Below are 23,932 nucleotides of genomic sequence, written 5' to 3'. Positions count from 1 at the left end.
ACGGTAACTTTTAGACCCGTTCTTTAAATCCTCGTTCTCTCGCTGCGTTTCTGCTTCAAACTGGACTGATATGAGCTTATTTGCACCCTAAACTCTATGCTAACTAGCGTCGATCGCCTACTTTTTGTTCGAGGAGTGCCTATCTTTAAAGAGCTACGGGATGATTTTCTCGTGAGATTAGCTTCGATTATGGATGAGCTATCTTTTCCGGCGAAGCACACCATCTTTAAAGAAGGGCAGGAAGGGCGATCGCTTTATATTGTGGTGTCTGGCCGAGTCCGTGTCCACCTGAGCAACCAAGAGCTGGCGCAGCTGGAGAAAGGTGCTTGCTTTGGGGAAATGTCTTTGTTTGATGCTGAGCCACGGTCGGCTTCGGTAAGCACGCTAGAAAATTGTGAGTGTCTGGTCCTAACGCAGCAGCAGCTTTACGATGCCATTGACGAGACTCCTGGCATTGCGCTCAATATCATTCGGTTGCTGTCCCGCCGGATTCGCGAACTAAATCAGAGAATTAATGCCCAAGACGTAGAAAATCAAAAACTATTGTCGTTCTACAACCGCCACATGAATAGCAGGGAGGACAGCCGCTTGCCATCTTCCTACTAAAATTTCGCGATGGGTTGTTGAAACTGAGCACAGGATCGCACAAATCGAGCGGCTAGTTCGGGTCGGCTCCCCCAGTGCAAATGTAAATAGGAGGCATGCACTTGCTGCGATCGCCAGCCTTCTAGACTGGGTGCTTCTTGCGACGATGGGTCATAGCGCCAAGTTTGAAATAAGGGTTGGGGCGTAGTTTCAGTAAGGGTTGAGCGGTGAAATTCGTGGCCGCAAACCGTAGTGCCTGCCGCTATTAAGGAACTGTTTTGTTGCGCAATCGCTCGTCGGTAACCCAAAGTTAAACGCCCTGCCATCACAGCGGTAGTTGGCAAAATACCAACCATCGCCCAAGATTGCTGATCAAACCCTTGAATCTGCTGGCATAAATACATCAACCCGCCACACTCAGCGTAAGTGGGTAGCCCTGCTTGAATTGCCACTCGTACCGCATCTCGTCCAGAAGCGTTGTCTGCCAACTGCTCGGCAAAGACTTCAGGAAAACCACCGCCCAAATAAAGCCCTTGTACATCTACTGGCAAATGGGGATCGCTGAGAGGACTCCAAGAAACGAGTTCTGCACCTAATTGTTCCAGGCAGTCTAAGTTGTCGGCGTAGTAGAAGCTAAAGGCGCGATCGCGGGCCACAGCAATTCGCACTTGAGGCCGAGGAAACAAGTTTTGCTCCTGACCAACTAACGGCTCAAAAGGCTGGGGAGGCGGCGCATCAAGCAACGGTAACAGTTGGGGCCAATCAAAGCAGGTTTCGCCTAAGTCAGCGAGTCGGTCGATCAAGGAGTGGAACTGGTCTAGTTCTCCGGTTGGGACTAAACCAAGGTGACGGTCGGGGATGGTGATCTCTGCTTGGCGACGCAATACACCCAAAATCGGCAAATTAAGCGGCTCTAAAGCTGCCTGCAAAAGTTCTAGATGGCGATCGCTGCCAACTCGGTTCAGAACCACACCAGCCAATTGAATTCGTGGGTCAAAAGAACGATAGCCGTGAGCGATCGCGGCTACAGAACGCGATAAACGGCTGCCATCGAGCACTAGCAAGACTGGAATATTGAGCAGGCGGGCAATATGAGCTGTGCTAGCACAGTCCTCAGGTCCCGTTGCACCATCAAATAGGCCCATCACCCCTTCGACTAAGGCACAATCTACCCCCGCGACATGACGAGCGAAACATTGCTGAACATAGGCTTCTGAAGTGAGGACGGGATCAAGGTTGCGGCAAGCTCGACCTGTTACCCGCGTGTGAAACATTGGGTCAATGTAGTCTGGACCGACCTTAAAAGACTGCACCCGTAAGCCACGTCGCTGTAACGCTGCTAACAGCGCTAAAGTCACCGTGGTCTTGCCAACCCCACTCCTCTCACCTGCGATCGCCAAAGCCATAACTGAACCATAAAAAATAAGGTGCCAGCCAAAAATCACCCCATGATGATCTTGCTAACACCTTAATAAACTAACTCAGGTATTTACTAGGCTGAGCGCTCCTGCAATTTAGCAATTTGAGCTGACACAGCTAGGCTTTCTTCATACAGTGCATCCCGACCCCAACTTTGAAGTTGTTGACTGAGCAGATTCTCTGCTTTCTGGTCCAATAGAGATGAAACCTGCTGAATTCGGCAGGATTGGGCACCACCCCCCGATTCCATCCGCATACAACCAGAGGTTTCAGAGCAAAGCACTGTACAACAATCAGCATTCAAATTCGTCGAAGTCAGACGCAGAGCCATCAAGTCACCCCCCACATCCCCATAATCAGCCGTAGGCATTCCTGCTAATTCTGCTTCGATCGGGCGCTGGTCAGCCGCAACAAACCTCACTCTGCGCAAATCGTAGTCGCCTCCTTCATGCTCATAAGAGACAGGGTGCCATTGGAGCCGACTTGCTAACCAACCTAGGAACATTAAAGCTTGGGTCGGATTTCCTTGCTCGTAGTCAATTGTGACGCGATCGACTTCTGTTAAGGCAGCCCGACGCTCCGGGGGGTCAAAAGCCTCCGCAGTTAATTCCTGCCACGGGGCCAGCCGCCGCCAGTTCAGGTCAGCAACATGAGTTCCTTGTTCCACAAGACTTTGAACCTTGAGTAGGCCAGTCTCTGCTTCCAAGAAAGTGCTGGAGTCTACGATGACACAGGTAGAAAAACCTGCTAATTGCCTGAACAAGGCTTGGTTAGGCTCAGGCGTAGCTTTCCACCACAAAAACTTTGGCAGATCACTAATCAACAGAGAAGAAACCAAACTACTCGCTCGGTCTAGCGCTGTTTCTGTGCCTCGCAGAGTAATGTACTCACAACAAATTAAAGTACTGCGGCTTTGCTTTTGCACAGGGCAGTAAGCAGAAACTTGAGCTGTCACCCCTTCATCTTCCCCAGAAACTGGGAATAGAGCGATGATGCGGCAAGGATTTTGGCTGGCGATCGCATCTGCCACCCCTGCGCCTCTAGCATCTCTGGCATAAGAAGGACTGATCGGGGAAGATTCATCACTGGCGGCACTCGTACGCTTTCTGGTGAGTTCCTCCTGCAACCTTTGCAGTATTTCGGAAGTGGCTTTGCCCGTAACCGGTAAGCCGTAGGTTTCCTGAGCTGTCCTCAGAGCTGCTTCCATGCGAGGGCCAGTAATGCCATCAATCGGCCCCGTATAAAAACCGAGATCAGCCAGTAAGTGCTGAGTTTCCTCCGGTTCATACACGATCAAACTAAAAGTAGCGGCTCTCGTTGCCACAGGAAAGGAGCCATCATCACCTGTAGCACTGTAACTTTGCCAAATCTTGCCAAGTTCACCGTCAATTTCGCTGAGCGAAACATCTTTGGGAGCTTGCAGAGAAACAACAGGAGAAGACTGTTTAGCCATAGGATTTATTGGGGTGGTTTGGGTTCAGGAATCAGCGTTTTGAGGTTAGAGATGTAGTTCAGTGCTCTCGATGCGCTAGCTACCAAAAAACTACGGCCTCCGCCAACGATGGCCATCACGGTTCAGCAACAACTCGGCTTCGGCTGGTTCCCACGTGCCCGCTTCGTAAGTAGGGATTGAGGTGGGGTCAGTGGGAGATTCCCAAACTGTTAGAGCGGGGGTCACGACTCGCCAAGCTGCTTCCACTTCATCCGCGCGGGTAAACAGGGTTTGGTCCCCCATCATGCAATCCAGCAATAGGCGATTGTAAGCATCAGCGTTAGAAACGCCAAAGGTAGAGCCGTACTGGAAATCCATATCCACTGAGCGACTTCGCAAGCTCGGCCCTGGCATTTTGGCATCAAAGCGCAGAGAAATCCCTTCATTCGGTTGAATTCGTAGCACCAACACGTTGGGGTTTGCCTGCTGCGTGGCCGACTGGAAAATCAAAAATGGCACTTCCCGAAACTGGATGGCAATTTCCGTCACCTTCTTCGGCAACCGCTTCCCAGTTCGCAAGTAAAAGGGCACTCCTTGCCAGCGCCAGTTATCGACCACTAGCTTCATAGCGACATAAGTCGGCGTAGTTGAGTTGGGATCAACGCCTGGCTCTTCGCGATAACCCGCCACTTGCTTACCCTTCATCCATCCGGCTGTGTACTGCCCCCGAATCGCGGAAAACTCTAAGTTATGCTCGTCGGCTAAATGCGTCGCCTGAATAACTTTGACTTTTTCGGTGCGGATACTATCGGCATCAAGAGAGTTGGGAGCTTCCATTGCCGTGAGTGAAAACAACTGCATCAGGTGGTTTTGCACCATATCTCGCAGCGCCCCAGAGCTTTCGTAGTAGCCCGCCCGATCTTCAACCCCTACCGTCTCGCCAACTGTGATCTGTACGTGATCGACAAACTGACGATTCCACAATGGCTCGAAAATGGCGTTGGCAAAGCGAAACACAAGGAGGTTTTGAACGGTTTCTTTGCCCAAGTAGTGGTCGATGCGATAGACCTGCTCTTCTTTGCAAACCTGGCGCACTACCTGGTTGAGAGATTGGGCCGAGCCTAAGTCCCGCCCAAAGGGTTTTTCGATCACCAAGCGGCTTTTCTGGGGATCGGTCAACATGTTGGCTGTGCCCAACTGCCGAATTGCCTCCCCAAAGAATTTGGGAGCAACCGCTAAGTAGAAGACGCGATTGCCTCTAGTGCCTCTTTTGCCATCAAGCTCCCCTAAAAATTCTTTGAGCTTGAGATAACTGTCTGGATCATCAATGTCACCAGAGAAGTAATACAAACCTTGAGCAAAATCTTGCCAAGCGTCTTCTGAGCCTACCCCATCAGAGAACTGATCGATCCCTTCGCGCATTTGTTCGCGGAAGTAGTCGTGACTCCAAGGCCGACGAGCCACTCCCACAATGGTCATTTCAGCGGGTAGCCGCCGTTCTCGCTTGAGTTGATAGATAGCGGGCACTAACTTGCGCTGCGCCAAATCCCCTGAGGCACCAAAAATCACCATAATCAGGGGTTCAGGAATTCGTTCCTGCTGCAAACCAACGCGCAGGGGATTTTCGAGCAAAGTCACCATATTAGAATTTGTGATTAATTAATGAGTTAAGAGTTAGTGGTTAGCCATTGGTTGTTAGCGCTTAGCGGTTGGCTGTTAGCTTGAGAAACTCCTAATAATCCGAGAGGCTGATGGAGTGTCCTAATTAAAGGGAGCAAGAAGGCGATCGCTCTAGGTAATTGCCCACAGCTAACCGCCAATTATCAAAAACTACCAGAAGCCAACCGCCAGCGCTTTCTACACAGGAGAGAGAAGATTGATTTTTTCTTCCAAGGCTTGCATCAGCGAGTGAAAGGGTTGAACAAACTTATCAAGCCCCTCGTGTAACAGTTCGGTCATGACCTGATCGAGGTCGATATTGATGTCGGGATCTTTCAGATTCTCAATCAGGGTATATGCATGATCCACGTCAGTTTCAATGCGGCTGGCGACATCACAGTGATCCACACAAGCATCAATGGTGCTGGGGGGTAGGGTGTTGACGGTATCTGGCCCCACTAAGCCATCTACATACATGACATCGCTATAGTCGGGGTTTTTGGTCCCGGTGCTCGCCCACAACAGACGTTGCACATTCGCACCCTTTTCAGTCAGGGCTTTCCAACGGTCAGTTTGGATGATCTTTTTGTATTCTTGATAAGCAATCTTGGCATTAGCGATCGCCACTTTACCCTTCACGGCTCTTAGCTTGGCTTCTTTTTCCAGGCGATCGACCCCTGCCTTCAGTTGGTTATCAATCGCCTCGTCCACTTTGATGTCAATGCGGCTGAGGAAGAAACTGGCAACTGAAGCTAGTTTGCTAATATCACCACCGTCAGCAACTCGCTTTTCGAGTCCCCGAATGTAAGCCCAAGCGGTTTCGATATAGCTATTGACTGAGAACAGCAGCGTCACGTTGACGTTGATCCCTTCGCTGATCACCTGCTCAACGGCGGGTAGACCTTCTGCGGTACCGGGGATTTTGATCATGACGTTTTCACGGCCAATTTCGCGGTAGTAGCGACGGGCCTCTTCGATAGTTTTTTGCGTGTCGTTCGCGATCGTGGGAGGCACTTCAATGCTGACGTAGCCATCCAAACCACCCGACTCGTCGTACACGGCGCGAAAGATATCGCAAGCATTCCGAATGTCATCAAAGATCAATGATTCATAGATCTCTTGGAGCGGTTTTCCAGCCCGCACTCCCGCTTCAATATCAGCGTCATACATGGCATTGCCGATGATCGCTTTCTCAAAAATGGCTGGGTTGGAAGTGAGTCCGCGAATCCCTTGCTCCTCAATCAACCGCTTCAGTTCACCGGATTGAATCAAATCACGGGCCAAGTTATCCATCCAGATACTTTGGCCTTGATCTTTGATTTCTAGTAAATGGTTTGTGGTCATAACAGTCCTTATTTAATTCCTTAAATTTCTTGTGGTAGCAACAACTCAACTCAGTTTTGTTGCAGAGTAGCCAGTTATCGTTTGGCTGCCATCAGCCTTTCGTCTTGTTCGCGATCGCGCTCCTGAATAAAAGATTCAACTAGCGTCACATCTTCTTTACTGCCAATAATCAGGGGGCTACGAGCATGCAGTTTGTCAGGCACTACATCAAGAATGTCTTGAGTGCCAGCGCTAGCTCTTCCCCCTGCTTGCTCAATCAAAAAAGCGAGCGGAGCAGTCTCATACAGGAGGCGTAACTTACCTTCTGGCTTCTTCACTGTGCCCGGATAGAGAAAGACACCGCCTTGGAACAAAATGCGATGAATATCTCCGACTAAAGCACCGCTATAACGAGCCGTATATCCCTCATGGCGATGCACATAACGGATATAGTCCCGAATTGATTCTTCCCATTGCCAGAAGTTACCTTCGTTGACGCTGTAAACAGGGCCGTGGTCAGGAATGCGAATGTTTTCGTTTGATAAAATAAACTCGCCTAAGCTGGGATCAAGTGTGAACGCATGCACTCCGGTTCCCATTGAGTAAACCAACATCGTGCTAGGGCCATAGAGCACATAACCCGCAGCAATCTGCTTTCGTCCGTTCTGGAGCAGGTCACTAGCGGTACCATCATCTTCCCCTTCTTGTTGGCGAATGGCAAAGATAGAACCGACATTGATGTTGATGTCTACATTGGAAGAACCATCAATTGGGTCATAAAGGAGCGTGTAGCGACCAATGGGACAGTTTTCTGGGATGTAGTAAGGCTGCTCCATCTCCTCAGATGCGAGGCGGCAAACCAGTCCGCTCTGCTTAAACACAGAGATGAAGACCTCGTTGGCATAGACATCCATCTTCTTGACCGTTTCTCCCTGGACATTGATGTCTCCTGTAACCCCCAGGACATTTTCCATCAACCCAGCGCGACTGAGACGACGAGCAATCAGCTTCGCCGCTAAGCCAATCCGACCCATAATCGCGCTCAAGTCTTGAGCATCGGTGGAAAAGCTATGTAATTGCTGTAATACGTGGCGGGATAAAGTCGTGCAATCGCGGTCCAGGCTACGTTCTCCCTGTACCAAAGGTTGTTGAGCATCAACCACGTCTTCTCCTCCTGATCTAGTGAGTGTTAGTAAAGAACTCACTGAGTTCAAAACCTGGCTATTTCTGCCTTCTATATTAGAGAGGGATTCCCAAACTGAAATCTGACTTTAGGTAAACTACAGAAACTGAGATAAAAGTATTCACAGTTTCACGACTCAGGTAGCGATCGCTGTGAGAATCCCAGTTCAGCCGACTGCGCGCATGCTTTTATCGCTTTTATGATTATTAACAGCCAGCCCAAGGAGAGCCTGCTGCTTCTACCCTGTGTCGTAACTTAGGTGTGAGCAATCACTTACGTCTCTTACTCCTATTCTAGAGAGTGAATTGTCTAACTAGGGTTGCGCACAGTCAGCGGCACCCGCCCAGAGGTTTTCTCCAAGTTGTCAAATGCTAAGCCAGCCAGTGGGAGGTGTAACAGTCACTTCTGCTACAAAATACAAAGTTTTACGCTTTGCAAAGCAAAACTTGAACCTGTACTGGCAGAGACCTTAATCCCTGAAGTGGAATAAAAGTCAACCTTGGCAGCGATCGCAGTGCCCACACCGAAAATTAGTTGCCTCTGCGGCGAAGCCAAAAGCGTTTAACAAAAACTGCCAGCGACATTGCCGAGTACCCAGGTAATCCGTCATTTGAGCGATCGCTTGAGTCTGGAGCTGATTCAAAGTGGTGGAACTTTGATTAGTAGAGGCGATCGCATAGTGAAACGGATCTTGCCAACGCAGTTGCCCAGCAGCTTGCAACAAAGAGAGGGCGATCGCTCCATCGGGAAACTGGCGTGATACGCCTTCTACGGTGCCTTGGCGAGGAAGTTTGTGGATTAATTGGCTAGCAATTTGCTGTTGCGATCGCAGCTTATCAGCAAAAAACTGACGCCGCTGTTTATCTCCTGAATCCAGCCACCCAGTGGGTTCGCTCACCAAGGTCAAGGCGATCGCGGGTTCACCGTCTCGTCCCGCTCGACCAATCTCTTGCACATACTCCGAGAGCAAGAAGGGTGTGTGATAGTGGACAATCCAGCGGCAATTTGGTTTGTTGATCCCCAGGCCAAAAGCAGAGGTGCAAATCACAAATTGGGTGTGTCCGTGCAACCAAGCTTGCTCAATGGCGCGACGCTCCTCTGGGCTTAACCCGGCGTGGTAAGCAGTAGTGGCATAGCCTTCTTGCTGTAGCCAAGTGACCAAGCTCTCACTATCGCGCCGAGTGCGAACATACACTAAACCTGCTTGCTGCGGTCTCGCTTGAATAAACTGCAAGAGCTGCTGTTTGCGGCCTCGTGGAGTCCAAGCGGTCTTGACCAACAAGTGCAAATTATCTCGGTAGGGATTGCAGCGAAAAACCTGTGGTTGTCGCAGTTGCAGAATGTGTTGAATAGTTTTTTGAGCTTGGGGATCAGCCGTAGCGGTAAAAGCTGCGATCGCGATTCGAGTGCCCTGTGGCTTGGTTCGGAGCAGCGCTGGACGGATGGCACCGAGACGATAGTAAGCGGGTCGGAAGCTATCCCCCCACTGAGCTAGATTTTAACTTATGTTTTCAAAGCAGCCTTAAAGCCCCTCCCAGCAAGGCTTTCGGCATGAGCTATAAGCTTATATCCCTTTTGAGTTGTCCGGGGGTAGCTTTCAGGGGCGGTGTAATACATAGCAAGTTGTAGCAAGTGAGAGCAATAACGATTTTGGAACTGTTTATAGTGCTTTGATTAACCGATTACCCGCATTCTTTGTTGTGATCAGAATCAGCGCTTGCCCAGGTTCAGGAGTTTCGTTTGAAGCTGCATCCACCTTTACCTCTGTCTCACCTGTCATCATCGAGTTGAATTTAACTACATGTTGCCCTGCGTCATAACGAACGTACTCCACTACGAACGGCCCTTCGCTCATATAGCTCATCATTTCTATAGAATCAGAAAATTCAGGCATAGGATTATTTCTGGAAATCAACGTTCTAATGCTAGCTCACAGGTTTTAGCGTTTTGTTAGCTGGCCTAGTGTGGAACCAAGAGCAACAACAAGCGCTGGTCAGCTTTGACTAACTAGACCAGCGCTTGTGTTTGTTATGCCGCTTGTTGCCACCTCCAGCAAGCTAGAGTGTAGCCAGCATTGGAGCGGACTCTTGTATCAGACGAAGAACAACGAAGTTCTCGTCCAGCTTTGCTCGCTTGAGCGAAAGTTAGCGCCTTTTTGGGCATAATGAAGTCACTCTTTATTTAACGAACCAGGCTCAAAAAGCCTGGTTTTTTTACCAATTCAACTGTATTAGGTAGTCATACAGTTGAATTCTGTATTAACACTGGTTTTAACTAGTGTAGATAGGAGCAACTCAGGTGATGTAGGTATATTCAACAATGAAGAGTGGATTTACTCGACAAGAAACATTGCAGCTAACTGGAATTACGTCCAACCAATTGAGCTATTTAGATCGAACAGATGTTGTAAAACCAGAAAAATCTGGCAATCTCAAGCATCCCAAGGTTATTTACTCTTGGGAGCAGGTTTTGCAAATCAAAACTATTAGCCGTTTAAGGGAATCCTTATCCCTACAGGAAATTCGTCAAGTTATTGATTATTTAAAGCGCGAAAATTACAATCCATCTTTATTTAAAATGGGACTTCTATTCTTTAACTCAAACCTCTATTGGGTTAAAGATGAAGATGAGCTAAAAAGTATAGTAATAGAACTAACTGGTAAGAATAGAGGCCAGATTATCATTCACTCAGTTCAAGAAATCGGAAATGTAATTGATGAATTACGCAGAGAAGCAGAAAGGAATCAGGTTTTAGATTTCGACAAGCGCATTCAAGGAACTCCATTAGCAATCAGCTAAAGTTTTATCTTCGGCCAAATCACCGTAATTCCTATGCAGCAAGGCTTTCACGTTATTGGCGTTCCACAACGTGGGTTAAACGGTTCACGGAAGAGCCTCCTGTTAGCGACTCTTTTAGAATGCTCACAAACTTTTTGAAACCCTTAAGGCTTGGGAGGAGAGAGCGACTACGCTTAAGCAGAAGCGGCAGTAGTTGTTGTAGCCACATAAGAGGTATAAGCTGTGGAAAATTTCCTTGGCGATCTAGCTGCTTATGGCAGTAATCAATTGGGATCTCTTGAGTAGAGAGTGGGACGTAATCTCGCAAGCACCAGCAACATTCTTAATAGCGCTAACACTTAGCACCGTCATAGTAGGAGGGATTATTAGATGGTTTTTTGAGAAGGAATTTAGAGGCAAGCTTAATGGAAGAGAGGGAGAAATAAGCTTACTCAAACAACAATTAGAAGCAGAGAAGAACGAATTTTTAAGGCAGTTAGCAAGACGTGATGAAGAGATTGTAGAGCTGAAGAATAAAATTGAAACCATTCCAGAAGCGCCTAAAAGCAATTCAAGTCTCAGAGTCGATGGGCTTGACCAGTACAAAAATCGGTTAAATCAGTACTCGAACGCTGAGCTGGCTAGAGAAGCCCGTCAAGCGGCTAAAAGATTACGGTCGTTAGTAGACCCCATTTTGTTGAAGCAGAGAGTAGCACTCCTTAATCCCAGTGAAAGCCGAGTCAACCACGCGCAGGAAGTCCATTTGCATAACACTTGGTCGTCTGAGGGGCCAAGGATGCTGGAAATTAAGCGGGAAATAATCAAACGATTACCAAACGATAGAGCAGACCTAATAGATCGCTACCCTGACCCTTACTACCAAAACTCAACAATGGACGCAGAGATAATATCGCAGGCAATGACTGAAGTGGCTGACTTCGGCTCAGAACTGAAAAAGATTGCTTAAAAGTTTAACCCTATGGCCCATACCTACTCACTAGGGATCTGTGGAGGTGGGTTATTGAAGCCGGGGAAGGGGATAAGGCGGTTTAGGTGGAGGGACGCCATGCCCCCTTGTATAAGTTATTAGCTTTTGAGGGAGTCTTGCATTATCGATAATTGGGCCATTCAGCGTAAAGCGAAACGGCCCAATGTTCCAACCTTAGTTAAGACTTACAAGCCTTAACTAAATCTGTAAGAGATCGAATGAAGTAAATGAGCAAGACAAGAATCACAATCGCAGTTCCTAAGGACTGAAACTGCTGGACCATCTCAGTAGTTGGGATGGCTTGTGATGTAGTGGGTTTTGAGTCCACAACTTGAATGGGTGAAGATTTGGTCATCTAGTTGCCTCCATAAATCACAACGCCCAGAATCAAGAGCGTAAGAGACAAACTAGGAACCTAGCGACAAGTTACGTAGCCTGTCCTTTTTAACTGACTTAAAACATGGGCTATATCTATCAAAAATCAAAATGCCCTTCAGTGTCAATACTGAAGGGCACCAAGATCTGCTCTCGAACAGAAGTTAAACATTTCTATCGAGGTCAGACTACATAACTTGTCGCTGATATGATCCTAGAGCGAGGTAGAAATATCGTCAATAGAGAGAGGTAAAAATATCGGTCAATAGTAACTTCCGTAAATCTACTTATGACTACTTGTATTGAATAACCTATAACTCAGTTTCTAGAAGAGTTATCAGGGAGTTCAATGATGGGAAACCCCGAAACTAGCCCTTGAAATACTTAGTAGACATCTAACCTTCACTCGTTTATTGCTAGTTCTTACCACCCAAAAATAGCGATAGTCATCTTACTAGCCTTCCCCAGCAAGGGATCAGTAAAACCCGGTGAGAAAGCGGGAATTCTAAGCCTGCCTCCTCATGGTGAAAGTATGAACCGATTCTTTGCACTGGCAGCAGCGATCACTCTGATTTCCCCTACTCCACTTTTGGCTCAAGCTACTGTACCGGGCACTGTCATAAGTACGGGTGATGGTGATACGCTGCGCGTTCAAGTGAATGGAAAGCCTATCACTGTGCGACTTGCCTGCGCGGATGCACCAGAATCTACACAAGCTGGGGGCAAAGAAGCAGCGACCCGTCTTAGCCAGTTTCTACCTAAGAACCAAAATATTCAGTTGCGGGTGGTAGAGGAGGATCGCTATGGTCGCAGCGTCGCTGAGGTTTTCAAAAACGGGCAGTCGGTTAACTTGCAGATGGTGCAAGAAGGCCGAGCCGTAGTTTACAGGCAGTACTTGAGCGCTTGTGCTGCCACCAAGGATCGCTACCTCCAAGCAGAAGCCAAAGCTAAGCAACGTAAGCTAGCCTTCTGGAGCCAAGCCAACCCAGTGATGCCGTGGGATTTCAGAGCAGGCAAGCGAGGTACTTTCACGCCAGTTCCCGCCGTTAGTCGTCCCGCCACCCCACAACCTGCGGCTCAGACCTCCAACTGTTCCCCGGCTTACCCCGGTGTGTGCATTCCACCAGGGCCACCCGACTTAGATTGTGGAGATATTTCACAGCGGCGCTTTCAAGTGGTAGCACCCGACCCACACGGGTTTGATAGAGACAATGATGGGGTGGGTTGTGAAAGTTAATTCCAAAGCGCTGAGCGCGATCATCCTTGCCGTCTTTACTTTGATCGCCACCTTTCCAATGTGGGCACAGTACCTCTGGCCCCAAATGTTTGCGGAGGAAAGGTGTGTCCTGCAAGCGCCTAACGGGGATTTGGTGAAATCCTATGGAGCAGCTTGCAGGGGAACTGGCCTGTAAAAGCCGCTAACTGTAAGCACCAAGCATACTCAGACTAAGTAGCGCTGCTTGAAAGATGCCGCACAGATTCCACCCTTTGAAGTTGGCTACATCAGCTTTAGCTCATTATTAGCAGCTAGATTCAACAAATGGAGCAGATTAGTTCGGGTAAGGTCATCAGTACCATTCTCAAACATGATGCCAAGGTCACAAGCTACAAAATTGCGTTGCTAAGAGCGATCAATGATGTCGTGCTGTCTTTCCCAGACTTAAGACACTACAACCAAGATGTTGCAGTCCCGCTCAGGGTTTTAGCAGAGTACTGGATAGCCTACTACTGGCCGTTTGTTGAGCCGAACAAGCCAATATTTCAAGGACAGCGGGCAAAGCTGAATGGGGAAACAAGAAACGATATGGCGTTTCGACCAGCCCTAGCTGCGCTTCGCTTGCGATGGGAGCAAGAGTTGGAAACCGTCTCTCGCCCTTCAGATGGCTTTTTCGTCATCAATGAGATGAGAGTTGCCCGTAAGCGAGCTTTATATTCACAAGATTTCTTAAAAGCCTACCAGCAAGCTATTAACAAAATTAGCAAGGCGCTTGAAAATCCAATTCAGTATGCTGGCCCTGGTCATTGGACAGTGTTTGCACAGCCCGTTAAATACGAGGAACTTGAAGGACTAGCTGTTCCTGTACCTGGAACGCAGAGCAGCGACAAGTGCCTAGTTATCCAGGCTGAGCTATGGCAGTCGTTTCAGACCTTATCGTTATGGGTTGAAGCACTCTGCATTCATGAGTGGTGCCTATTTTCAGAAGGTGTGGAGCAGGGGAGCACTCAACAAGTTGATCGCGGTGACATTTATCGACTGCTGACTGATCGCCCAGACAACCGCCGACCTCTGACTTGGGAACGCAACAATATTGATTTGCTTCTAGTGGAAGGACACGAGTTTGTTTGCCCTTGGACGGAAAAGCGAATCCGAAGTGGTGTGAGCTACGACCTAGACCATTTAGTGCCAGTCTCAATTTATCCGATCAACGAACTCTGGAATTTAGTGCCTGCTGATCCCGACTTCAACTCGCGGGTCAAACGTCATTACTTGCCGTCCTCTGAGAAGTTGCAACAAGCAAGGCAGTATTTGGAGCTGACATATGAGCAATACGGTGTTTCTAAGGCTTTAGCAAAGGCGCTTCGAGAGGATGTAGCGATCCGGTTTCTAACGGTGGGCCATAACGTAACGAACTTTCCAACGCTAGTGACTGGAGCAGTGGTCAGACTAATTGATCAAGTGGCTGAGTCACGGAACATAGCCCGCTTTTGAGAGAAGACCAAGCCTACAGTGAATCGTTTTAGCTCAGTGGCCAAAAGCTGATGGCATTCACCTTATGAGAGCGCGAGTAATATTGCTTACACATCGATAGCCCTCAAATACTCCCACTTATATTTCTAGAGACGTAGAAAAGGAATACTCCTGGTGATACTTCTAATTTGCTGAGTCTGCTTTAGAAAATAAAACCGTTCCCTACAAGCTTTATTGAATGAGCATCAGCGGTACACAGGAGACACTTTATTCAATTTACATTGATAGAACTGCGGTCAGGTTGTACTCGGATATGGGGGAGACTCCTGCCAAAGGGCGTCTCCTCGCTAGCCAAAATGATTACTCTACGGCTTGTGAATTCGCCTTGGAATTAGCCAACCAAAAAGGGCTTGAGCTTATTAACCATGTAAAAGAATTTAGCTGACACTTCAAGGTCAAGTATCTCAACAGAAAAACAACAAGCCTCAATCTAGTGATCGAGGCTTGTTCTAAAGTATTAAATGCCAGCCAACGGTTTTAATATGCGTTTCGGGTACTAAATGCTAGCTGACGGCTTTTATACTTCTTATCTTCCGCGAAGACAACATTTCTGTCTATGGGGGGATTTACCCGCTTATTTCCCGCCTCAGCAACTCATTACCTATCGGACTGCCCTAGAACCTGAACGATGACTTCTATCAATGCATCCGGTAGGAGCGGCTTCGTGAGGTATTGCTGAAAGCCCAGTTCTAGCGCTCGCTCCCGCGCTTCTTTGCTTGCATAACCTGTCAAAGCAATAGCTGGCACCTGCCATCCTAGCTCTGCCTCCAATGTGCGTAATTCTCGAATGAGTGAGAAGCCATCCTCAAAAGGGAGGCCAATGTCACTGATTAGCAGGGTAGGGTGCAACTCCTTAAATAGCTCGATGGCCTCTGAAACTGACGGTGCCGCAGCGACCTTTGCTCCACATTCTTCTAGCGTGAAAGCCAGCAAGAAAAGAGTATCAATATCATCATCAACCACAAGTATTCGCTGCCCCGGCGGTAAAGCTAGCGGACTCATACTTTCCCCCTATAGACAGGTGCCTTACGTTTGCTTCAATGTCTTTAAGCATTGATACTCAGCCTTTCAGCAGATTTCTAGTAGTGGATAGAAGCATAAACTTTAAGAAATTATAAAAGTACTACGCTAATCTCCTATACAGAATCGCAGCCTCAAGTTTTACAGGGCACAGTAGTCACCTCTAGAGCAGAACTTCTAGGGGTGCTTTTTCTATGTACTTTAGGTCTGTTTGCATCCAGTCACAGTACTTCCAGAAGCACCGTCTGTGGTTGGCCTTTATATGTATCTAAAGTTACTTTAATAGATAGGTTACTAATGCGGAGCCCTTGTGGAAGAAAAGTTCTCACCCACCCAAAAACAAGAACAGCTCTTCCGCACTGAACTCATTAAGTGGGGAATCGAGTTTGAAAAAGCAATCAAGGTTGCTAGAATTTTGGCCTTAAATATTCCCAACGAAAAGCTAAGCAGTAGTGACACAGCCCTGGTTGAAGAGGTTTGCCAGGAGTGGTTTGAGAAACGGAAGCACTGGGAGCAGTTTAAGCGGGTTATGGCTCAGCATGGTGCGAACCTGAACGAGGTGACTTTGGAAGATTACCAAAGGGCAAACCGACGAAAGGAGAATGAATCCTCAACTCGGACCACAAACCAGTGAAATGATTAGTGCTTTGGCTGATCTAAAAGGCTTCAGCTTGAATCCGCTTGAGTAGCTTAAATCACAGATTAAGTTTGGACAGCATTTCACGCTGCGAGCAGTGCATTGCATTTGTGGCGATCTCACGACCAAAGCTTAAGCTGTGATCGCCTTCTCTAATGGAGTTAATGCAGCCGTAGGCAAAGCTCTTAAACTAACCCACACCTTGTACTCATTTCTCATGGCAGTAATGCAAACTTGAGCACCGTGTTCCGACAAACTTAGGGCCAAGCAAAAAGCTTTCTGTCTATCTTCAGCCAGGTGTGTTGTGCAGAGGCGGTACAGCTCGGCACCGGAGTACATGCCCTCACAAATTTCGTTGTGATGCCAAAACTTAAACGGATGTACTAGCTCATGGGACAAAACTAAAGGCAACATGGCGGATCAATAGAACTGTAGACCATCATCTTTTGTGATAAATCAAGAATGATAGGTATACGTCTATATGGAGGGAGAGTGGCTACAAAAGCTCTATGCCCCTAGTCTGAGCAGCTTCTCTCGCCTCTAGGAATAGATTCAGCTTCTCGTAGTGTGTCAGGTAGTTGTGACACAATTGCCCCCAACCCGCCCCAATGGAATAACTCACCCACTTGGTTGAGGGAACAAAGCATCAATATTGTGTTCTAAACATACAATAGGTATAAATACTTGCATTGAACCGATGACCGACAATTCCAGACTGCTGTAGAGGGCGTGTTCTGAAGTGAAGGATCGTCAAAGCAATGTAATTAGGAGAGCGCTGGTCAGGTTCACCCCAATGAACTGAAGGCCAGCGTTTCTCTTTAGTACTAACCATTGTAGTCTCAGTCAGACCTAGCACAAGGTAGAGACTACTTACATGGCTTGCCAGTTTCAAGCCAGGAAGAGCGTCAGTGTGCCACTACTTAGAAGATTTCAGCAACTGAGTCAGCCAAGGCGATTCGCCCTACCCCACTCAGGTCGATAGCGCCGCTTGAAAAATGCCGTGCAGATTGAACCCCTTGAAGGGCGAGGGGCGAAACGAAGCGAGTGGAGGGGAAGCTACAGCCTCCTGCCCCTCACCCTAGAGGCATCGTAATCGCACGGCATTTTTCATCCGTCAACCCCTACCGAACCGGGTTGACTGACCGCTGTCATGAAGGGACTCAAGGCTCACTCGCTCATGGATGAGGGGGAGCACCATGTTTTCTAGTTGAAATTTTGGGATGTGCCTATTCCAGCTTGATCCATACCCTCATTCAGCAACGCCAGATTTTGCCTACCAATTATTTACTAAAGTTGGGTTTCAAGCCTTTTCGAACAATAAGCTCAAAAATCCTCTCAGTAACTAGTGGAAGGCAGAGCTCATCTATCACTTGATACAAAAGTATTAGCTAAAATACTTGCCTTATGATACAAGTGTACTATAAGACAAGTAAGAACAGTTTTCCTAAGAGGTGTCATGGCTCAGTTAGGGTATAAGTGGTACCACAACAAAAAATGAAAAGTCTAACTGAAGAAAATTGAAATTTAATGAGAATTTCAAAATTAAAGCTAAGAAACCTAACGACTTGATTCGTGATTGAACTTTAATAGGGTAAGGATTTGCTAGGACGTCCCTAAGGGCGTCTCGCAGAACTGCATGCTTTTGAACCTACTGGGGTGAGATATCCTTTTAGACAGCAGTTGCTAGCATATACCTGCCTACTTATACTGCAATCATCGTCTTAGCCAAAATCAACAGACTGTATGTAGTTACGACATGAGAACGAACATACTCAATACTTAGCCTCTTAATTCATTACTACTTCAGTTAAAGCGTTGATATCCTTCTACATTCTCCCAGTCTGTTTTTTTCCAATTTATAACAAAAAATACTTTTTCTTAAATGGCCAATCAATTTTCTGCTAACGCACCAGCACTGGGTTACCTGTACCAGATCAGGTATTCCTTGCTTGTGTTATTACAGAAAATTAGGTACGAGCCTGAAATAGAGATTTCAATTGAGCAACTTGATGATGTGGCGTTTGAAAAAGAAGGAGAACCAATTGAACTGTTTCAGTTAAAGCATCATATCAATACAAGAGCATCATTAAGTAATGCAAGTAGTGATCTTTGGAAAACTATTCGAGTCTGGAGCGAGTATCTAGTTAAAAACCCAGGTAGTTTCAATGATTTGCTCCTAATCTTAATCACGACTAGTAATGCTCCAAACTCTTCTATCGCTGACAAATTACGTCGTAATGACAAACGAGAAGAAACACAAGCACTAGAAGATCTGATTGATGTTGCAACCGATTCAAGTAGCGAAAGCAACGCACCTTGTTATCGTGCATTCCTGTCACTTTCTGATGAACAAAAACAGTTACTGATTAGCAAAATATATATAGTTGATGCTTCGCCCAATATTCAAGATGTGGAACGTAAAATTCTTCGAGAAATCTCTGTGGCATCACGTTTTCCAGAAGCCCTGAAAACTCGTTTAGAAGGGTGGTGGTTTAAGAGAGCTGTTGATCATTTAGCAGACACCAATCGGAATACTATAAAAGGATTTGAGCTTCAAAGTAAGATTTACGATCTTCAAGATGAATTTCGCCCTGAGAATCTACCTAATGATTTTCCCGAAATAGTTGAGATGAATGAAGAAGAGCTTAATGAGGATGAGCGACTGTTTGTTGAACAATTACGCTTAATCTTAATTGGGCAAACTAGATTACGTATTGCGATTGGTGACTACTATCGTGCTTTTCACCAAAGAAGTAAATGGCTTAATGAGGGCTTACTTTTTCCTGGTGAACTAGAGAAGTATGAAAGCTACTTAGTTGGTGAATGGCGAAGACAATTTGAAATTATGAGAGAAGATATGGGTGAGAGTTCGCTTACTCAGGAAAGAATGGCAGAGCTCGGCAAAGCCTTATTCAGATGGGCTGAGACAAGTTCTTTCACTCCTATTCGTCCAAACTTTCTTGATTCTTTCCTCTCTCGTGGCAGCTATCACATGCTTGCCAATAAATTCCAAATTGGCTGGCATCCAGAATTTACAGAACGCCTAGGCCATCTGATCGAACAAGCAGCTAATCAAGTAGTATGACGGTTTGGGATCAGCGACCTGTTGAGTCAGCAAACTTATTCAATCCTGCTTTTTGCGGGGAGATCATTCGTTTGTGTGTTAAGTCTTACTTTAAAGAATCGGGTCGTACTTTCCCTTACGCTCTAGCTTTCCTAGTCTTACCAATTGTGTTGTACCATGACACGAGAGTGACTATGTCTGCTAGACAGTATTCATATTTGCATGTGTGGGTACAGGATAATATGCATCTTCGCGTCAACTTTGCGAATCGTGCTCGTGAGCTTGTGCCTGTGACGAGAGAGGCAATCACTTTTCTATTACAAATAGGTGCATTGGAATTAAGCAATGATGCTGCCCTGCATGCCAACAGTTATAGAAGAAAGAAAATCGGTAGTCAAAATGAAGCTTCTATTGCTAGCTGTTATGACAAATCTGAACTACTCGGTAAATGGTTTGCGAGAGCTGGAGATACAGCTACGATTTACGTGATGTGGGGAGTTAAACCCTAATCATGCAGATTCTGGATATTGTTCTCTACTCTATTAGTGGCGAAAGGCGCATTCTGCCTTTTCGAATTGGACAAGTTAATATAATTACTGGCAGCTCAAAGACTGGTAAATCGGCACTAATTGACATTGTCGATTATTGCTTGGGGCGTGGCAGTTGTAATATCCCCGTTGGCCCCATACGCAACACAGTATCTTGGTATGGTCTTAGGCTTCAATTTTCTAATAGTCAAATATTTATAGCGCGTAAGAATCCGCCACCAGGCAATAACTCAACTAATATTGCTTTTTTGCAAGAAGCTGTCACAATCGATATTCCTGATACAGCTCCTGAGCAAAATACTACTTCTTCAGCAGTAGAAGACTATATTAATAACAAGCTAGCAATTTCCCCCAATCTGAATGTACCTCCTTCAGGGCATTCTCGGCCCTCCTTAGAAGCCAATTTTCGACACGCTCTTTTCTTTTGTTTCCAACAGCAAAATGATATTGCCTCTAGAAATCAGCTTTTCCACAGGCAGAATGAGAGCCATACCCTTCAAGCTATTAAAGATACTCTGCCTTACTTCCTAGGAGCTATTAGAGAAGACGCACTCGCTCTTGAACAGCAGTTACGGCAAGCTAAGCGAGATTTAAGGGGTGCTGAAAAAACTCTAGAAGAAGCTGAGTCAATCAAAGGCGAAGGTATTAGTAAGGCTATTAGTCTTGCATCTCAGGCAGCCGAAGCAGGACTAATTGATAACGGAATTGAATTTCCAAATGATATAGATAGCCTCATTGAGTTACTACAACAAGTCATTCAATGGACACCTGACAGAGTGCTACTGCCCAATTCAGATAGGCTTGAGCTATTACACAACAGAGTTAGAGAGTTACAAGAACAGGCGACTTCTAAGAAAAATGCTATCCATGCAGCTCAGATTTACGCCAGAGAAGCAGATGGCTATGCTTCAGTAGCGCGCCAGCAGGAGTTAAGGCTTGAGTCTATAGGATTGTTCGATAACCTTATTAATAAAAAAGACCAAGATTCATCAATTTGTCCTCTTTGCTCCCATGAGTTGTCTGAGCCAATTCCTCAAGCTGAAGCAATCAAAAATTCAATTAAGAAGATACAGCAAGAGCTTGACTATGTAGACAGGGACAAGCCCAAGCTGCGCGAATATATTGAAGAACTGCATAGCGAGTTGGAAGTAATTCATAGAGATCTTCAATCAACATATCAATCCATTGAAGGAGTACTTAATGAGCAAGAAGAATCTAGGCGCTGGCGAGAGGAAAGTCTAAACCGTAGCCGAGTTGTGGGGCGGATCAGCTTTTGGTTAGAAAATACGATTTTCACTGATGAAACTTTTGAATTGAGAAGTCGCGTTTCTCAAGCAGAAACTCGTGTACGTGATATAGAAAGCCTTCTTGATCCAGAAGAGAAAAATCAACGCTTACTCTCTGCCCTTAATCGCATTGGGCTGCAAATGACTCAATGGGCTGGGCGGTTGCATCTAGAGCATGCTAATGGAGAGACTCCAGTAAGCTTAGACTTAACTAGAGGAACAATTGTTGTTGATACTGCCGAGCGGCCTATTCCCTTAACCCAAATTGGCAGTGGAGAAAACTGGCTTGGATATCATTTGATCACTCATTTAGCATTACACAAGTACTTTGTAGAGAATACTCGTCCAACACCCCGTTTTTTATTTCTAGACCAACCAACGCAGGTATACTACCCATCTGATAGATCCGAAGTAATTGAAGCAACTGGGCTTATAAATGAGCTCAATGACCAGGATAGAGAAGCCGTCGAAAGAATTTTTGATTTTATATTTGATGTTGTTAATTCATTAGCTCCTAACTTTCAGTTGATTATCGCAGATCATGCTAATTTAATAGAGAATGAACGCTTCCAATCCGCTATTGTTGAAGACTGGAGAGATGGTAGAGCACTCATACCTACAAGTTGGTTAAGATAGTTTTCATATTCCATATGCTGAACTACTAACTCATTAGCCATTGCTTACATCAAAAATTTGTTTTGGCTGAGGGCGTTTCTTCTAACACAAATAGACTAGTTTGGTGCCTTGAACTAAAGTAGAGCTTAATAGTCGCTGAGCTCAGTGTGTATATAAAAGCTTCACCAAGCCTACAAGCATTTCTCTTGCCTCCATAACCAGCTTTTCAGGGAAGTTCTCAGTCGAGATAAAAACTGTCCCGTCGTCATCAACTACAAACTTTAACTCTTCAACAGCAACTTGAAAGGGAAACCACTCCCCCTCCACCTCGTAGGATCGCCTCACTTCCTCCAAGTTAAGCTCATACACTTGGCCCACTGGAGTAGCGATCAGAGCTTCTATTGAATTTTGCAGTCCCACCTCTGTGATCTCGAATGGAGCCTGAGCTGCCCCAGCAACCCTCTTCCGCTCTCCAATTCTGTTCGTTCTTCTAGACTGTGCCAGCCTGTCTTGGAGGTGAGTGATTTCTTTACCTGGATACTTCAGGGCAGTTTCTATTCCTCCAAGATGGGGTTTGAGGTCAAAGCGAATGTTGCGCTCAGCTAACCGCCTCTCTACTTTTTGACGAACATCTAGGATCGCTAACGCTAAGGCATCGCCCCAGCGCTGGGTGTCATTTTCTTGCGCGATCCGACGCATCTGCTCTTTGACTAGCTCAGTTAAGCCAAACTCAACCGCACTACTGTACGTTTGCGATCCTCGCTCCACTGAGCTTTGAATCAGGTCTACGACATTCTGTAGGATGAACTCTTCTTGAGACAGCAGTTTGAATCTCATAAAGCCACCTCAGTAATGTAGCAGCGGTAGTCTGTCTCACTCATCAAAGCTGTGCCGACTAAAATCCCCACCACAGGCCGAGTGTCTAGTTCAGCGCAAGCAGAAATGTAACCTGCCATCCGAACCAGCTCGTCTTCTAGCACCTGTTTGATTCCCAAGGTTGAGTCAGTGGTTGCCTTCGCCTCGATCAGGTAAGTATTGCCATTCCCCTGCATGACAATATCCGGGTAGTCATGGTTGGGGCGGGCCAACTTGCGGCATTGGTAGTACCGTTGAGCTAGGAATCCGGCAATCCCCTCACCGATCCCTGCCACGGCGCTCTTGTTAGCCGTCATGCGCCGCTGTTCAGTCCTACTGTAGAAGAGGGGTGGATACCCAGGCTCTAAGAAGGCACCACTGGAGTAGGTAAACCAGTACTGCATTTCTTCGAGGGGTCGGTACACCAGTTGCTCTGAGTACTTGCTCACCATCCGCCTTAGAGTGTCTCTGCGAAGCTGAAAAGAACCGACCGGGGTGTAGGTAGACCGCCGATTAGCTAAGAGAGCCTTAAATCGAAGCCGCGATGCGTGCCGAGTCGCCGCAATCTTAGCGATAGACTGTTCTTCCTGAGATAACTGGAGCAGGCGATGCTCCAAGGTGATTTGAATGGTCATTGGTACTGGAGAACTAGAAATCCATAGACTGTTCTCACAGTAAGTCCTGTAGCTAGCCCAGACAAACCTTCGCTATCACGGTGATAGCTCTTGTCCATTGTCGGAGGTTGGGGGGCAGAGCACTTGCCTCAATGCTGGAGGAATTTGCTCAAACGACTCCCACAGCAAGTCCATTTCTGCCAGTCGTCGTAGGTAGAGTGCTTCGGGTGGGCGGTAATTCTTAGCTCTGGCAAACCAGCGATCAACGGTAGGCTCAGAGCAACTACAGATTTGGGCCATCTGAGCATGGGTCACGCTCCACTTGGCGTAGAACTCTTGGGGTGACATTCCTAGCTGACAGCGAGTGTAGAGCTTCAGCAAAGCGATCTCTCGTTGCCCCAAATCTCGTAGGCTCACTCTTGACTCACCTCAACAGCGGCACTGTGCTGATCGGTAGTTAGTAGTTCTAAGTCTGCTTCCCAAGCTGTATCCGTACAAGTCCAAGCATGGGAAGGTGATTGAGAGTCAAGCCAAATTAAGTAACGCCAAGCCCAGGACTTTAAGTGTCCTGCTGGGGCATATTGCAGCCCTGTCACAGTACCAAAGTCCTGGGTTGGCAAGGGTCGCCAGCTAACACGATCCCCGATCCTCAGCTTTGGCTGGGGTATCTGATGAGGAAAACCCTCTGGCAGTAGTTGTGCCGAATAGGATCGCGCCGCAGTCATTTCTCAGTTGCAAGAGAACATGTCAATTGTAGACTGAATCGGACAAAAGTTGGTCGCCTGACTGTGGAAAACTAGAG

The 23,932-nt window shown here is 46.8% G+C and carries 25 protein-coding genes; 11 read left to right on the top strand and 14 right to left on the bottom strand.

Annotated features, from left to right (window positions below; translation table 11 throughout):
• The first annotated feature begins 96 nt into the window (after positions 1-96).
• Positions 97-606, top strand: a complete 510-nt coding sequence (locus tag NDA01_RS03445) for a Crp/Fnr family transcriptional regulator (RefSeq protein WP_190433465.1) — start codon at positions 97-99, stop codon at positions 604-606.
• Here NDA01_RS03445 and NDA01_RS03440 read toward each other — a convergent pair.
• The 6 genes from NDA01_RS03440 to NDA01_RS03415 all read right to left on the bottom strand — a co-directional run bounded on the left by NDA01_RS03440 (position 603) and on the right by NDA01_RS03415 (position 8,835).
• Entirely contained in the window at positions 603-1,991 is a 1,389-nt protein-coding gene (locus tag NDA01_RS03440; RefSeq protein WP_348226869.1) for a cobyrinic acid a,c-diamide synthase CobB, read from the bottom strand. The two genes, NDA01_RS03445 and NDA01_RS03440, sit on opposite strands and share 4 nt — an antisense overlap.
• Before the next feature lie 86 nt (positions 1,992-2,077).
• The gene (gene opcA, locus NDA01_RS03435) at positions 2,078-3,457 is read right to left on the bottom strand and encodes a glucose-6-phosphate dehydrogenase assembly protein OpcA (RefSeq protein ID WP_348226868.1); all 1,380 of its coding nucleotides are present in this window, start codon (positions 3,455-3,457) and stop codon (positions 2,078-2,080) included.
• 90 nt (positions 3,458-3,547) lie between these two features.
• Positions 3,548-5,077 carry a glucose-6-phosphate dehydrogenase gene (gene zwf, locus NDA01_RS03430; protein ID WP_190433471.1) on the bottom strand — a complete coding sequence of 510 codons (1,530 nt, stop codon included), beginning with the start codon at positions 5,075-5,077 and terminating at the stop codon, positions 3,548-3,550.
• A 216-nt stretch (positions 5,078-5,293) separates the two neighbouring features.
• The gene (gene tal, locus NDA01_RS03425) at positions 5,294-6,439 is read right to left on the bottom strand and encodes a transaldolase (RefSeq protein WP_348226867.1); all 1,146 of its coding nucleotides are present in this window, start codon (positions 6,437-6,439) and stop codon (positions 5,294-5,296) included.
• Between the two features lie 74 nt (positions 6,440-6,513).
• Positions 6,514-7,581, bottom strand: a complete 1,068-nt coding sequence (gene fbp, locus NDA01_RS03420; RefSeq protein ID WP_348226866.1) for a class 1 fructose-bisphosphatase — start codon at positions 7,579-7,581, stop codon at positions 6,514-6,516.
• A gap of 513 nt (positions 7,582-8,094) precedes the next feature.
• On the bottom strand, positions 8,095-8,835 hold the full coding sequence (locus NDA01_RS03415) for a helicase-related protein (RefSeq protein ID WP_431193304.1): 741 nt from the start codon (positions 8,833-8,835) through the stop codon (positions 8,095-8,097).
• On the opposite strand from NDA01_RS03415, the gene NDA01_RS31835 reads away from it, so the two are divergent.
• Positions 8,821-9,096: a hypothetical protein gene (locus NDA01_RS31835; RefSeq protein ID WP_431193303.1), complete on the top strand. Its 276-nt coding sequence runs from the start codon at positions 8,821-8,823 to the stop codon at positions 9,094-9,096. The two genes, NDA01_RS03415 and NDA01_RS31835, sit on opposite strands and share 15 nt — an antisense overlap.
• Before the next feature lie 165 nt (positions 9,097-9,261).
• Here NDA01_RS31835 and NDA01_RS03410 read toward each other — a convergent pair whose 3' ends face one another.
• Entirely contained in the window at positions 9,262-9,495 is a 234-nt protein-coding gene (locus tag NDA01_RS03410) for a hypothetical protein (RefSeq protein WP_348226865.1), read from the bottom strand.
• Between the two features lie 425 nt (positions 9,496-9,920).
• Between NDA01_RS03410 and NDA01_RS03405 the strand changes: the two genes are divergently transcribed.
• Together NDA01_RS03405 and NDA01_RS03400 are read left to right on the top strand one after the other, a co-directional pair.
• Entirely contained in the window at positions 9,921-10,400 is a 480-nt protein-coding gene (locus tag NDA01_RS03405; protein WP_348226864.1) for a MerR family transcriptional regulator, read from the top strand.
• A 253-nt stretch (positions 10,401-10,653) separates the two neighbouring features.
• Entirely contained in the window at positions 10,654-11,346 is a 693-nt protein-coding gene (locus tag NDA01_RS03400; RefSeq protein ID WP_348226863.1) for a hypothetical protein, read from the top strand.
• Between the two features lie 199 nt (positions 11,347-11,545).
• Here NDA01_RS03400 and NDA01_RS03395 read toward each other — a convergent pair whose 3' ends face one another.
• The gene (locus tag NDA01_RS03395) at positions 11,546-11,722 is read right to left on the bottom strand and encodes a hypothetical protein (RefSeq protein WP_348226862.1); all 177 of its coding nucleotides are present in this window, start codon (positions 11,720-11,722) and stop codon (positions 11,546-11,548) included.
• Between the two features lie 552 nt (positions 11,723-12,274).
• Here NDA01_RS03395 and NDA01_RS03390 point away from each other — a divergent pair.
• The 3 genes from NDA01_RS03390 (at position 12,275) to NDA01_RS03380 (ending at position 14,452) form a co-directional block, all read left to right on the top strand.
• Entirely contained in the window at positions 12,275-12,979 is a 705-nt protein-coding gene (locus NDA01_RS03390; protein WP_348226861.1) for a thermonuclease family protein, read from the top strand.
• Positions 12,969-13,154 carry a hypothetical protein gene (locus NDA01_RS03385; RefSeq protein WP_348226860.1) on the top strand — a complete coding sequence of 62 codons (186 nt, stop codon included), beginning with the start codon at positions 12,969-12,971 and terminating at the stop codon, positions 13,152-13,154. Before NDA01_RS03390 ends, NDA01_RS03385 begins: the two co-directional genes overlap by 11 nt.
• A gap of 128 nt (positions 13,155-13,282) precedes the next feature.
• Positions 13,283-14,452: a DUF8808 domain-containing protein gene (locus NDA01_RS03380; RefSeq protein ID WP_348226859.1), complete on the top strand. Its 1,170-nt coding sequence runs from the start codon at positions 13,283-13,285 to the stop codon at positions 14,450-14,452.
• 636 nt (positions 14,453-15,088) lie between these two features.
• Here NDA01_RS03380 and NDA01_RS03375 read toward each other — a convergent pair.
• Positions 15,089-15,493, bottom strand: a complete 405-nt coding sequence (locus NDA01_RS03375; protein ID WP_190562033.1) for a response regulator — start codon at positions 15,491-15,493, stop codon at positions 15,089-15,091.
• A 328-nt stretch (positions 15,494-15,821) separates the two neighbouring features.
• On the opposite strand from NDA01_RS03375, the gene NDA01_RS03370 reads away from it, so the two are divergent.
• Entirely contained in the window at positions 15,822-16,145 is a 324-nt protein-coding gene (locus NDA01_RS03370) for a hypothetical protein (protein ID WP_190554892.1), read from the top strand.
• Positions 16,146-16,280: 135 nt separating this feature from the next.
• Here NDA01_RS03370 and NDA01_RS03365 read toward each other — a convergent pair whose 3' ends face one another.
• Positions 16,281-16,562 (bottom strand): hypothetical protein, encoded by a 282-nt coding sequence (locus NDA01_RS03365; protein WP_348226858.1) that lies wholly within the window; start codon positions 16,560-16,562, stop codon positions 16,281-16,283.
• Between the two features lie 1,468 nt (positions 16,563-18,030).
• On the opposite strand from NDA01_RS03365, the gene NDA01_RS03360 reads away from it, so the two are divergent.
• Genes NDA01_RS03360 through NDA01_RS03350 form a run of 3 tightly spaced genes read left to right on the top strand, consistent with a single transcriptional unit; the run spans position 18,031 to position 21,682 of the window.
• A complete protein-coding gene (locus tag NDA01_RS03360; RefSeq protein WP_348226857.1) occupies positions 18,031-19,233 on the top strand; it encodes an ABC-three component system protein in 1,203 nt (400 codons plus the stop codon).
• The gene (locus NDA01_RS03355) at positions 19,230-19,721 is read left to right on the top strand and encodes a three component ABC system middle component (RefSeq protein WP_348226856.1); all 492 of its coding nucleotides are present in this window, start codon (positions 19,230-19,232) and stop codon (positions 19,719-19,721) included. The genes NDA01_RS03360 and NDA01_RS03355 overlap by 4 nt, the downstream gene beginning before the upstream one ends.
• 2 nt (positions 19,722-19,723) lie before the next feature.
• Positions 19,724-21,682 carry a DUF3732 domain-containing protein gene (locus NDA01_RS03350; RefSeq protein ID WP_348226855.1) on the top strand — a complete coding sequence of 653 codons (1,959 nt, stop codon included), beginning with the start codon at positions 19,724-19,726 and terminating at the stop codon, positions 21,680-21,682.
• A gap of 141 nt (positions 21,683-21,823) precedes the next feature.
• Here NDA01_RS03350 and NDA01_RS03345 read toward each other — a convergent pair whose 3' ends face one another.
• The 4 genes from NDA01_RS03345 to NDA01_RS03330 all read right to left on the bottom strand — a co-directional run bounded on the left by NDA01_RS03345 (position 21,824) and on the right by NDA01_RS03330 (position 23,750).
• Positions 21,824-22,498: a hypothetical protein gene (locus NDA01_RS03345; protein WP_348226854.1), complete on the bottom strand. Its 675-nt coding sequence runs from the start codon at positions 22,496-22,498 to the stop codon at positions 21,824-21,826.
• Positions 22,495-23,151 (bottom strand): hypothetical protein, encoded by a 657-nt coding sequence (locus NDA01_RS03340; protein ID WP_348226853.1) that lies wholly within the window; start codon positions 23,149-23,151, stop codon positions 22,495-22,497. Before NDA01_RS03340 ends, NDA01_RS03345 begins: the two co-directional genes overlap by 4 nt.
• A 75-nt stretch (positions 23,152-23,226) precedes the next feature.
• The gene (locus NDA01_RS03335) at positions 23,227-23,547 is read right to left on the bottom strand and encodes a helix-turn-helix domain-containing protein (RefSeq protein WP_348226852.1); all 321 of its coding nucleotides are present in this window, start codon (positions 23,545-23,547) and stop codon (positions 23,227-23,229) included.
• Positions 23,544-23,750 (bottom strand): hypothetical protein, encoded by a 207-nt coding sequence (locus NDA01_RS03330; protein WP_348226851.1) that lies wholly within the window; start codon positions 23,748-23,750, stop codon positions 23,544-23,546. The genes NDA01_RS03335 and NDA01_RS03330 overlap by 4 nt, the downstream gene beginning before the upstream one ends.
• Between the last annotated feature and the right edge of the window lie 182 nt (positions 23,751-23,932).

The organism is Trichocoleus desertorum AS-A10, from assembly GCF_039962155.1.
Taxonomy (GTDB): Bacteria; Cyanobacteriota; Cyanobacteriia; order FACHB-46; family FACHB-46; genus Trichocoleus.
Note: the sequence above shows the minus strand (reverse complement) of the source record. Positions and strands in the feature narration are given on the sequence as shown.

Excerpts from the sequence above, each read along its gene's own strand:
- NDA01_RS03445 (WP_190433465.1), top strand. The coding sequence starts at position 97 with ATGCTAACTAGCGTCGATCGCCTACTTTTTGTTCGAGGAGTGCCTATC.
- NDA01_RS03440 (WP_348226869.1), bottom strand. The coding sequence starts at position 1,991 with ATGGCTTTGGCGATCGCAGGTGAGAGGAGTGGGGTTGGCAAGACCACG.
- opcA (WP_348226868.1), bottom strand. The coding sequence starts at position 3,457 with ATGGCTAAACAGTCTTCTCCTGTTGTTTCTCTGCAAGCTCCCAAAGAT.
- zwf (WP_190433471.1), bottom strand. The coding sequence starts at position 5,077 with ATGGTGACTTTGCTCGAAAATCCCCTGCGCGTTGGTTTGCAGCAGGAA.
- tal (WP_348226867.1), bottom strand. The coding sequence starts at position 6,439 with ATGACCACAAACCATTTACTAGAAATCAAAGATCAAGGCCAAAGTATC.
- NDA01_RS03410 (WP_348226865.1), bottom strand. The coding sequence starts at position 9,495 with ATGCCTGAATTTTCTGATTCTATAGAAATGATGAGCTATATGAGCGAA.
- NDA01_RS03405 (WP_348226864.1), top strand. The coding sequence starts at position 9,921 with ATGAAGAGTGGATTTACTCGACAAGAAACATTGCAGCTAACTGGAATT.
- NDA01_RS03400 (WP_348226863.1), top strand. The coding sequence starts at position 10,654 with ATGGCAGTAATCAATTGGGATCTCTTGAGTAGAGAGTGGGACGTAATC.
- NDA01_RS03395 (WP_348226862.1), bottom strand. The coding sequence starts at position 11,722 with ATGACCAAATCTTCACCCATTCAAGTTGTGGACTCAAAACCCACTACA.
- NDA01_RS03390 (WP_348226861.1), top strand. The coding sequence starts at position 12,275 with ATGAACCGATTCTTTGCACTGGCAGCAGCGATCACTCTGATTTCCCCT.
- NDA01_RS03380 (WP_348226859.1), top strand. The coding sequence starts at position 13,283 with ATGGAGCAGATTAGTTCGGGTAAGGTCATCAGTACCATTCTCAAACAT.
- NDA01_RS03375 (WP_190562033.1), bottom strand. The coding sequence starts at position 15,493 with ATGAGTCCGCTAGCTTTACCGCCGGGGCAGCGAATACTTGTGGTTGAT.
- NDA01_RS03365 (WP_348226858.1), bottom strand. The coding sequence starts at position 16,562 with ATGTTGCCTTTAGTTTTGTCCCATGAGCTAGTACATCCGTTTAAGTTT.
- NDA01_RS03360 (WP_348226857.1), top strand. The coding sequence starts at position 18,031 with ATGGCCAATCAATTTTCTGCTAACGCACCAGCACTGGGTTACCTGTAC.
- NDA01_RS03355 (WP_348226856.1), top strand. The coding sequence starts at position 19,230 with ATGACGGTTTGGGATCAGCGACCTGTTGAGTCAGCAAACTTATTCAAT.
- NDA01_RS03350 (WP_348226855.1), top strand. The coding sequence starts at position 19,724 with ATGCAGATTCTGGATATTGTTCTCTACTCTATTAGTGGCGAAAGGCGC.
- NDA01_RS03345 (WP_348226854.1), bottom strand. The coding sequence starts at position 22,498 with ATGAGATTCAAACTGCTGTCTCAAGAAGAGTTCATCCTACAGAATGTC.
- NDA01_RS03340 (WP_348226853.1), bottom strand. The coding sequence starts at position 23,151 with ATGACCATTCAAATCACCTTGGAGCATCGCCTGCTCCAGTTATCTCAG.